The sequence below is a fragment of the Winslowiella arboricola genome (genome assembly GCF_025527015.1).
GTDB classification, from domain to species: Bacteria; Pseudomonadota; Gammaproteobacteria; order Enterobacterales; family Enterobacteriaceae; genus Erwinia; species Erwinia arboricola.
The window spans coordinates 160,754-171,890 of the sequence record NZ_JAODIM010000036.1; the positions used below are offsets into that span (position 1 = coordinate 160,754).

Genomic DNA, 11,137 nt, shown 5'->3' on the forward strand with positions numbered 1-11,137 from the left:
TAAAACCGATGAAAATTCCTTATATTCCTGAAGATGCGCCATTTAATGGTGAACAGAAATATTGGCTGGCGGGTTTCCTTGCTGGCCTCCATTCGCGCCTGCTGGTGCTGGAAGACAAGCCGCAGGTCGCAAGTGGCGCGGCGGCGACCACTCAGTTGCATATTCTGTTTGGCTCCCAGACCGGCAATGCTGAAGCCTTAGCGCAAAGCGCGGCCAAAGCGGCGCGCGCTAAAGGCCTGGTCCCGGTGGTGCAGGGGCTGGGTGAAGTCGATATCGACGTGTTCGCCACCATGCGCCATGTGCTGATTATCACCTCCACCTATGGCGAAGGCGAAATGCCGGATAACGCGCAGCTGTTCTGGCAGGCAATCTCCGCCAGCACGGCGCCGCGTCTGGAACAGATGCACTTCGCGGTGCTGGCGATTGGCGATACCGGTTACGATGGTTTCTGCCAGGCAGGTAAATTCTTTGATATGCGTCTTGAGCAGCTGGGCGCCAAACGCGTTACCGATCGTATTGATTGTGATATCGACTACGAAGAGCCATCCGATAGCTGGATTGCCGGCTCAATGCCGCTGTTTGCCGCCAGTGCCGGCAGCACCGGTGCCGCGCTGGATAACCTGCCAGAAGCGCCGGTGATCCCGGGGAGCAACAAGCAGAACCCGTATGCCGCCGCGCTGGTGACCAATAAGCGTCTGTCAGGTGCCGACTCCGCTAAAGATATTCGCCACTTTGAATTTGATCTCACCGACAGCGGCCTTAAGTATGAAGTAGGTGATGCACTGGGCGTGTTCCCGGTGAATGATCCGACGCTGGTTAAATTACTGCTGACCCAGCTGAAATCTGACTATGACACGCCGGTGCCGGGCTTCGACCGCACGCTGGGCGACCTGCTGACTTATCAGTTTGAGATCTCTGAGCCATCACGTAAGTTGATCGATTGGGTCGGTCAGAACACCACTAACCAGGAACTGCGTCATATCCTGCAGCATGACGATAAAGACACTATGGGTATCTGGTTGTGGGGCAAAGACACCCTCGATCTGCTGCAGCTGGATCTGACGCGCACGCTGAGCGTCACTGAGTTCGTAGCGCTGCTGCGCCCATTGCAGCATCGCGCGTATTCCATCTCTTCCAGCCAGAAAGCACATCCAAACCAGGTGCATCTGACGATTGCATCCGTGCGCTATCACAGCACCGGCCGCGCGCGTAATGGCGTCTGCTCCACTTATCTGGCCGAACGTGTTGGACGGGGCGAAAAGCCAGCGATCTTTATTTCGCCGAACAAAGCCTTCCGCGTACCAGCGAATGGCGACGCGCCACTGATTATGGTTGGCCCGGGAACCGGTATCGCGCCATTCCGCGCCTTCCTGCAGGAGCGTCAGGCCTGTGATGCCAAAGGCAAGAACTGGCTGTTCTTTGGCGATCAGCATCAGGAACATGATTACGTCTATCAGGATGAACTGGCCGAGTGGCAGCAGAGCGGCCTGCTGACGCGCCTGGATCTGGCGTTCTCGCGCGATCAGGCGGAAAAAATCTATGTGCAGAACCGTATGCTGGAGCAAGGCGCTGAACTGTATGCCTGGCTGCAGGAAGGCGCTTACTTCTACGTTTGTGGCGATGCTTCACGCATGGCGAAAGATGTGGATAAAGCGCTGTATCAGGTCATTACTCAGTTTGGCGGTCTGTCAGAAGAAGGCGCAGCCGAGTATGTGGATAAACTGAAGAAAGAGAAGCGCTATCTGCGCGACGTTTATTAATTCTCAGTAAAGAGCAATTATGATGAAAAGCGGCAAAAATGCCGCTTTTTTATAATCAAAATCTCCCTCCCCACCCTCGCACAGCATCCCATCACCACTACACTTAATTGCTTACGGATATCATCCTTGCAAGGAATTGAGTTGTTATGGATAACAACATTACTGTGACCGGCGCCGCTGCCGCGCTATGCCCTGACAGGACCGTCTTAACTGCTGTATGCCCGCTGCCGGTCAGCAATATTCAGAATGTGCAATATATCGCCCCCGGCGACAACCGTTACAGCCGTCATCCCCTGTGCAGCGAAGGGGAACTCTTTTTTGATGCCCTTGATACTCAGCCCTGGCTGCAATCCTCATCCGGCTGGCCATCCTTCAGCACTCTGAGCGCGCTGGTCAAAGACGCGATCCACCTCCAGCTGAACCGGCTCAGCCGCACAGCCGTTGCCACCAGCCTGCTGCATATGATGCCCGCCGATCTCAGTAAACTGCTGGCCGCCGTGCTGATTTGCAGCCACCCGGGAAAAGAGTTGCTCTCGCTGACGGGCTATCTCGGCGGTATGGAACTGCTTAATCAGCTGATCCACACCGTCGCAGGCGCGACTTCAACGGCGGCGATACTCTCCGGTTTGCCGGGATTGCTGCTGATCTGGCTACAGCGACATCACCTCTCACTTAGCGAAAGCCTGACTGAAAGCTGTTTGATTCTGCTCAGCAGCGGGCTGGCGCTTTGCGCAGCGGCAGATATCACGCAACCTGGCTGGCTGCTGAACCTGCACGAACAGGTGCTCGCGCCGGTAACCCAGCTCTGTGCAGAGAGCGCTTGTACTACGCTGGTTACCACCGGCATCACATTAATCGTCGGCCTGTACGCCATGCTGCGGCTGAGCAGCGGCTCAACGGAGAGGCTTCCGCAGGCAAATATCCTGATACATGGCGCCAGGATAATTCAGGGATTGTGGGCGCTCTCCGCAAAAAGCCAGGATTATCAGCGGCTGTACAACATTGAACACCAGCAGCAGCAGACTAAAAGCTGGTACCAGCGCACTCACGGCAAAGCTTATCAGGAGGATCTGGCGGCAAAGGCATTAAATCGCGCAGTGCTGCGCTGCCTGCCAAAAGCGGTTTTGCGGCAGAAAGATTATAACAGCGCGCATTTTTATCAGGCTTATCAGCAGACTGAGCAGCAAATTATCAATCAGCAGCTGTCAGTGTGCCCGCTGGGGGGAAGAGATATCCGCCCACTGACCGCCGCCGTTAAGGAGACAATAACGGAAAACGTCCTCTCAGCGTCGGAAGACGGCGCGGTATCGTTACCGTTGCTGGTCTCCGGTGCCGTCATCGCTGGCGCAGCGGCTTCTCCTTCATGGTGGAGAGGGCGCACGGCATTATCTCTCGCCGCGACGGGCATCACCCTGGCGACCGTAGCGGGTGTGCGCTATCTTCGTCAGGCGCACACAGCAGACAAGCCAGATAAAAGCAGTAATATTTGTTTCAATATGATTAACGCCATCAGACGCTTTCTCTCTTCCGACAACACCGGAGCGACTCTGGCAGTGGAATTACTTAGCTGGCTCTTCGATGAGAAAAGCAATCTTGATTTAGTACGTGCCAATCAGTTGCTGGACAGCTTGAATATTACCACCTTCAGAAGCATCGATTATCATGATATGAATGATCAGCTGGTCATTATCTTATCTTACCTGTTGAGCGATGAAAATAAAAACAGCCCGGAAGAGATCGACAATATCATTATAAAAATACATGCCGGTTATATTTCCACCTGGTATAAATTTGTCGTAGAGAAAAAGAATGACGTGATAAAAAACATTCTTAACGACTTACGTAAAGAGTGCGCTAAAGAATATTTAGCCAGGGGTATTCATAGCCGATTTGGCATGAATAAGATCACCGAATTTATTTTATCCCAGATAGTACCTAATTTACTCTTTATGGAAGAAAACGGCAGAAGCCATGAACCGTTGATTTCTAAAAATGGCTATTATCTGTGGAATTACATTGGCAAAAAACTGCTGGAAAACCGTGATTTCGGCAGCGCCAGTATTACCACTGCCTTAAGGGAAGGATTTATTGATGGATTCTTTATTTCCGGCTTGCGTATTTATGACAATCTCAATTCCTCAGCAGCTGAGGTGGTCGAAGAACTGAAAGAAGAATATGATGCAATAAACCGCAATGCGGTAGCATATCACAAGCAAGACAGAGAACTTGCCAGACTACCGATTATTACCATGGATGATATTATCAAGAAATTCTATCCCGGCATTGATATCGATGCGGCACAGGATTTTAATATCCTGTCACTGCTGGTCAGAACAGAAGGACATATGGATAATCAGACGCGAACTTTAATTGGCTGCACAAGCTTTCGTGATCTTATCCGCAATCTGGACGATGGTTTTACCCTGCTACATCAGCTTCTGCCGCAAAAAACACCTGACGCATTGCGAAATTATAATATTAGCGGTAGCCGAAAATTATTTTCGTTAAAAGATCATGCTACCCGTGCCGAATTATATGATGAATTTGAAAAGTCTTATCAGGACATGTGCGAAAAACACCTGGCTTTGTACAATGATATTGTCGAAAAAGCTTTTATGAACTTGCCGGAAGATGACTTTGACTTTCTTCATCATCATGACACCTGTTTTATTGCGATAGACTTTGAAGTCAAAAGATTGAGTTATTTTCAATATTTTTTCTATCCGAAATTTTTCCGTCTGCGTCCGGCAGTCAGAGAAAAGGTCCTCTACAATCGTCGCCCCCACTACAAAGTGGGTAAATTCTTCATCGCCTGGAATAGAAAATCACAAGAAAAGCGCTTTTATTTGCTGCAAATTGAATATATCCGCTCTCATTTTCGTCAGTTGCCGATATGGCGTTTACCGATAAATAAAACCGAAGATATTCCTGCTCTGGAAAAAAGTGTGCTGGATGAAAATTTCATTTTTACCGATCTGCAACCCTTTACCGACCTTTGCGGTGAAATCAAAGAACCCAATACAACAATACACAGCCATATGTCGAGGAGCGGCGAGTTCTTTTCTGAGCGTTACCAAAAATACAAAAACGAAATTTGCGTCACATTCCAGCCTGAGAAAAAGAATATCGTCATTTTTAAGGAAAGGCAGCTTGGTGATAAACATGACGCCTCGCTAAAAATGCTTAAAAAAGAAATTAGCGAAGACCGGAATCAGTTACTGAATTTTATGAAGTTATCAGCACAAAACCTTACCGACACGGAAAAAAGCAATGCCAAAAATTCAATGGAAAAATTTATCCAGTCACTCCCCCTCTATAATTGCTATGAACTGGCGCGCGATTATATTTTCTCTGGTGAAGACAATGCTCCGCCCTCCATTATTATCCCGACACTACAGGCTCTGATTTGTTTCGGCGATATTTATGGGATGCGGGGTTTTTCCCAAAAAATCTCGGCACTATTGCAATCAATCAAGAAAAAGCATGTATCAAGGCTATTAAAAGAGCAACAGATACAGCGACTGGCCAAAAAAGTCGACAGCGCGCTGAAAAGAACCGACGTCAAAAGCTATTCAGAATCACTGATAATCAAGATAAACGCCATCAGAGATGAGATAAATAAAATTGATGATGAAATTATTACCTTACGAAGCGATATTAAACTGTTGCTCAAAGATGTCGCGGCTATTCCGTCATTAATCGCCTTTCCTTATCTGGCGGTGGGATCTAAAAAAGGGTATCTGGCTTCCATTTTCCCCTGGGTTATCGGCACCCTGAAAACCGGGGCAAAAGGACTGTTATCGCATAAAAGAAAGGCCAGATTCGGTTTCCCGTGGCAAAACCCACTGGGCGATAAACTGTTTGAGCATGAACTCTATACTCTGCCGGATCCGGTCGTGATCAATCAGAGCTGTACACCGGGGAAAAACTCAGAGGAAAATATAACACTCAATATTTTCAATCTGTTTTATCACGACAAACCCACTTATCAACAGCTGCTGTTCACCGCCTTACACACGCGTGACCCGCAGTCTGTGATTGCCACTGCCAGGGAACATCACTGGATTTTTCCGGAAAATTATAATCAGATGGCGATGTTTTGTTTTATCGCACTGACTATTCCGGTTATCCATTATAGCAATATGGTGTTAACCATGGAGGACCATTATAAGACAGATAAAAATGACGTTAAAATAACTGAAGATGCCCTGTGGCGTTATTATCGTGATGTACTGGAAAGGCCTTATATTAAACCGGCGGTAGCCCTGCAGGAGGCACAACAGCAGTTAATCAAACAAGCCAGCAATATTATCAGCAATACTTTGCAAGGCACTATCCAGGCCATCGAACTCAATTATCTGTTTATGATGCAATTTTTCCTGCTGAGGGAAGATGTTGCCGCACTGGCGCAGGCAATGGGCACCTCGCAAGCCGCCAGACAGACGGCGCTGACCCGCTGGCAGCGGGAACTCAATTTTAACCTCGAAAGGTTTACCCTCTACGGCTCCAGTCACTCTTCAGTGCAGATGAAATTTCATGCCGCAGCCGTCGGGCAATTCGCCCAGTACTGTCAACAAGTGGTTAGCAGACATCCGCCTGCGATCATTCTGTTCAGCCACAATATGGATATTTTCCTGGCGCGCCGGGAACAATACCGGCTCGACCACCCGACCGCCACTCTCCCTTCAGCTGACGATTTCACCCACAACTGGCTGCAAATAGCCCGCGATCTCTCTGCGTTGTATCAATCCTTCGCGCGCCTTGAATACAGCGCAAAAGTGCTGGCTCATTATTCCCCCGAGCAGTGGGAGGGAGCCGCTGCGCAAAGCGCCTGGCTGGATGCCATGCAACCCTGGCTGCTTGAGGAAATGCATTATGAAAATTTCCAGCCTGCGCTGTGTGATGCGGGCAAAAACCTGGCGCAATACTGGCGGCAACGACAAACGGCAGCAGGCGACAAACTGGCGATTATCGATAATGGCGAGGTTAACCCGCTGTTTATCAATGATGTCAGCCGGGCGCTGACCGAGAGTTGCCGCCACTATCCCCGGCTCTACTTTTGCCAGGTCTGGCTGACCGACAATGGGCGCTGGTTTACCTTTCTGACCAACGAATATATGCCTGACAGCCATACTGTCCGCGCCCGGCGGCAGGCTGACAGTATTCACTCCTCCTATCCGCTTGCTCAGCCGGATTATCAGGCGCTGAATGAAACGGTGGCTTTGCCACTGGATAAACCTCAGTTGTGGGCGCTGGAAAGCTTTCTGCATTTTGCCTCTCAACCCTTCCATCTGCGTTTAAATATTTACCGCCAGGATGCTTTAGCGCTAAAGGCGCTGACCCGGCGTGATGCAGTGGCTTTAATCAATCACCTGATAGACGGGCAGGGCAAGCTGCGAGATTACCAGGTGATGATATTGTCCCGTTATTTTCCCTCACTGAACGTTGCGGATGATTATCCGCCACTGCAGTTGCTGAGTGATATTTTTCAGCTCACCACACCACGCGCACCGGGGTTATATCAATTTATCTTTCATCATCTGCAGCGCAAACTCGCCGGCGGAAACAACAGATTATCGTTGTTGCTGGCAAAGGGGTTCGTCGCCAGTGAGAGCCAGGTGATTTATCACCTGTTTGCCGCACAACTTCCGGACATTGATAAACCAGACGAACAGGCGTTACGCCACTATATTACCGCCACCCTGCAACACCTGCTCTCCTTTAGCCGCGGGCTGCACCATATCGAATCCCGGCTGGCGGCGGCGCCATTACAACATTTTTCCTCCCGCTTGCTCTGCATCGGCGCCATTATTGCCCGGCAGCTGCGGTTAAGCGCCACTGCCGAAGCTGACTTTTTGCACCTGACCTGGGAAGCCCTGCATGACGCCGGCCTGCTTTCGCTACGCGATACCGCCATCCAGCAGATGGCGTTAATCAGCGGACAGCAACCTGTTGCGAACCAGCAGCAGGCAACCGATGCCCTGCACCTGATCGCCGCCAGTGTGCAAACAGCGGTACAGCTGCAGCAACGTCTGCAAAACTGCCTGCGACACAATCAATGGCTGGCCGGTTTTCTGCACCTGTTGACGTTTTCCGGCTTTTCCGCTCAGCAGCAACAGCAGTTGAGCACCATGATAAAAACCAGCGTGCAGCAGCAGCATCACCTGTTACAGCTGGCGCTGCAGCAGCTCCCTGCTGATGACAGCATACAGCTGGCTGACGCCCTGCAAAAAGCGGATCTGCAGGTTAGCTGGTATACAGAGTGGCGCAATAACCAGCAAAGCGTCAGGGTCGCCGGGCTGGGTTTCCACAGTCAGCAGCAGCAAGGCATCGTGCTGCCGCTCGGCGATCCACACTATATTCCGTTGATATTTCGCCAGCTGTCACGATCCCCAACAGAGCATGAACTTATCAGCCTCTGTTTTGCCGATGCGCAGACGCCGCACAATGTGACTCTGGCGCCTCGCTTGCAGATCACCCTGGCTGGCAACCAGTCGGTTACCGATCCGGCCAGCGCAATATCGCTGTGGATGCAGCAGGAGATGGACAAACTCGGTTCCTTGCTAATGCAGACAGAGAACGAATCGACTTTTGTTCAACAGAAGCAGCAGCTGGAACACTGGTTAAGCCAGCATCTGTTTTTCTATGATCGTGATGACAGCCATGATTACCGCTTTATTCAGCAACAAACCCACCAGCTGGTGACCATTGCCAGCCATGTTGATATGGCAAGGTGGCAACAACCCCATCATCTCAGAGCGCCTGACTTACCACCTGCCGCCGACTTCATTCAGGCGGTCACCAGCGTGATGGGTTGCGAAACCCGCTGGCCTTTCCTGACCACAGGATTAAAAGAGCGTGGGCAACGCTATAGCCCCACACCATTATCTGCTCTGCCCACCGACGGCTTCGCCGGGTTCTGGTGGGACCCGGTAAGCCGCGTCTGTTATCTGGGCTGGAAGCAAGGGGCAGAGCGCATGCTTTATGTCAGTCTGGCGGAAAACCGCCAGGCCATCTACCCATTGCCGGATGACAGCGCCAGCGCTGCCATCTGGTCGGCATTAAACCCGTCAGATCTGCTGAGCTATTCTCTGCAGGCGCTGCGCCATGGTGAAATATCTGCGCTGACGTTTTTTGATGACTCCGTTCCACTGGCCTGGCAGTTGCAAAGTGCCGTCAGCAGTGCGCCGCCGCTGCCGACTGACGCCATCCCTACCCTGTTTTCCGGCGTTGCCAGGCTGTTTACCTGCGGCAGTGGGTCAGAACTGCAATACTATTTTTCCCCCGATGCCGGCAGCGCCGCACTACCGGTAAACGCCACCGCTTTTTCCCACGGCGGCTGGCGGCTCGCCTTCACCCCGTCCGCTGACCGGGACTCTCCCGACCTCGGCTTTAGCCTGGAAACACAGCCGTTTGACACTGACTGGCAACACACGTGGTCACTGACCGCGTCGTCACGCTGGCAGTTGCAGCCCGCTCAAAACGCCAGCCGCTTAATCCGTGCAGGCAATTTTTCGCCGACGGCCTATCTGCAATGGGGCGATGGCGCGCAGAACTGCGCTGCCATGACGCTCGCATCTCCGGTTTTACAGGGCAGTGACGGTAGTATGGTGTTTATTTTTAGCGAGGATCATTACCGGCGGATCAGTTACCGCGTGCTTGATCCACAGGGCACGCTGTGCAAATCCCCGCAGATCCCGGCAAGCTGGCCACAGCACAGTACCGCAGCCAGTGCGCAGCAGTTTCACGCACAGCTGGAAACTTTTATTGCACAACTGGAACCTGATTACTGGCCATTGTTGCAGGAAGAAGAGCGGGATCGCCTCAGGCGTGAGCTCGCCGCGCTGCAGCAAAGCCGCTACTCAGCCTTTACCACCGCAGCAAAGGCGATCGGGTCGTTACCGTTTCGCAGCGTCAGTCAGCAGCAGGACATGTCAGAATTAATGGATGTCTTCATCTATTTACGCTCGTCTGGCAGACATTTCGATAACGAGCTAAAGCAGGACACATCGCTGCAGGATACGGATATCACCCTCTCCTCATTGCTGTCGAATCCACTCAGCTGGCGCGAATATGATCTTTATCGTGAAGATGAGCGCCGGGCAGCGGAAAGATTTTTAACCCTGAGAAGCGCCATGCTGCAAAAGGCGCTGAGGCTGCTGAAGAAAGACCCGATCCTGGACAATCTCTCCACGGCGTTGCAGAACCAGATTAACCAGGCGATCATTTTGCAGAAACAGGCAAAAAGCGCCATTGAATTTATCAAACAGCAGTCTGACCTGCCGCCTGACGACAATGCCGCGTTTCTCCTGCAGCGACACTATTTTGCACAGAATAACTTCTTCAGTTACTACCAGCAGCAACTCCATATCACTCCCGAGCTGTTCGCGCAGCCCTGGCCTTGCCTGCGCAATGACAGCTGGCCAGCCGCGTCACGCCTCGCCTGGCAGCCCGCGCTGGATCAGCTGCAGAACCTGGCGACAGCACTGCCGGCGGATGAAAAAGTGTTAAACCGGTTGCTGACTCTGTCGGCGCAGCAATGACAAACCGCGGAGATCGTGCAGCGCGCCACAATATGGCGGCAGATTTGTGAGGGGGCGTTGCGCTACTGGCAAACCACCCACCGCGCCGAACAGCTGATTATGCTGCGTCCGCAAACAACGGCAGCCACCGCGGAACTGATGCCAATGCTGCACCACTGGCCGGTGCGTCTGATCCTTGCCGCCGGAATCGGCGATCCCGCCAGCAGTCACGCCGCGGGTATCGCACCTGCCCGCAGAATCACCGTCGAGCAACAGGAAGATCTGTTGCTGACGCCGGTGGGACCAGCACGGCAACCGGAACAGCCGCCGCGTCTGGCGGGCATCAGTTCTCAACCGCAAACCATCGGCGAGTTTGCCGCCTGGGCTAAGCTCCGCCTGTCCAGCCCGTGGGCGCTGGCGGCTTTCTCCGGCCCCTCTTTCTGCTTACGTCTGCAAAATCGCATCCGCCAGGTTATCGAGAATGAACAGGCGCACTGGAGCACGGAAGAACATCGTTTTTACCACGCAGCGGACACCCTGCGTTTTCTCCAGGAAGACGAGCCTGAACAGCTGGACAAGCGGCGCTATGGCGCATTTTTCCGCCAGCTCTATAACAGTGAGTCACTGGTTATCAGGCTGGTAATGACCGACGAAGAGATGGTTTTTGGCCTGCTGTGTGAATATTTTTCCGCGCAATATCCGCAGCGGGCGAGAGAAGACATTGCCGCAGCCTGGTTTCTGTTCCAGCAGACTTTTACCCCATCAACAGACGAGAAAAATCAGCTGCCGCTCTATCTGGTGGGCGTGTAGCGGCTACGTACCCCCTATGGATATCTTTTTACTCAAGGAGCCTGA

The 11,137-nt window shown here is 52.1% G+C and carries 3 protein-coding genes; all 3 read left to right on the top strand.

Annotation, left to right across the window (positions count from 1 at the left end; translation table 11 throughout):
- Window positions 1-8 precede the first annotated feature (8 nt).
- Complete coding sequence (locus N5923_RS04545) at window positions 9-1,760, top strand: sulfite reductase subunit alpha (protein WP_267142785.1); 1,752 nt, start codon at window positions 9-11, stop codon at window positions 1,758-1,760.
- A gap of 146 nt (window positions 1,761-1,906) precedes the next feature.
- The gene (locus N5923_RS04550; RefSeq protein ID WP_267145221.1) at window positions 1,907-10,303 is read left to right on the top strand and encodes a hypothetical protein; all 8,397 of its coding nucleotides are present in this window, start codon (window positions 1,907-1,909) and stop codon (window positions 10,301-10,303) included.
- Window positions 10,304-10,318: 15 nt separating this feature from the next.
- Entirely contained in the window at window positions 10,319-11,092 is a 774-nt protein-coding gene (locus tag N5923_RS04555; protein ID WP_267145222.1) for a hypothetical protein, read from the top strand.
- The last annotated feature ends 45 nt before the right edge of the window (window positions 11,093-11,137 follow it).

What these genes read in the sequence shown, in the direction of transcription:
- N5923_RS04545 (WP_267142785.1), top strand. Translation starts at nt 9, where the DNA reads ATGAAAATTCCTTATATTCCTGAAGATGCGCCATTTAATGGTGAACAG.
- N5923_RS04550 (WP_267145221.1), top strand. Translation starts at nt 1,907, where the DNA reads ATGGATAACAACATTACTGTGACCGGCGCCGCTGCCGCGCTATGCCCT.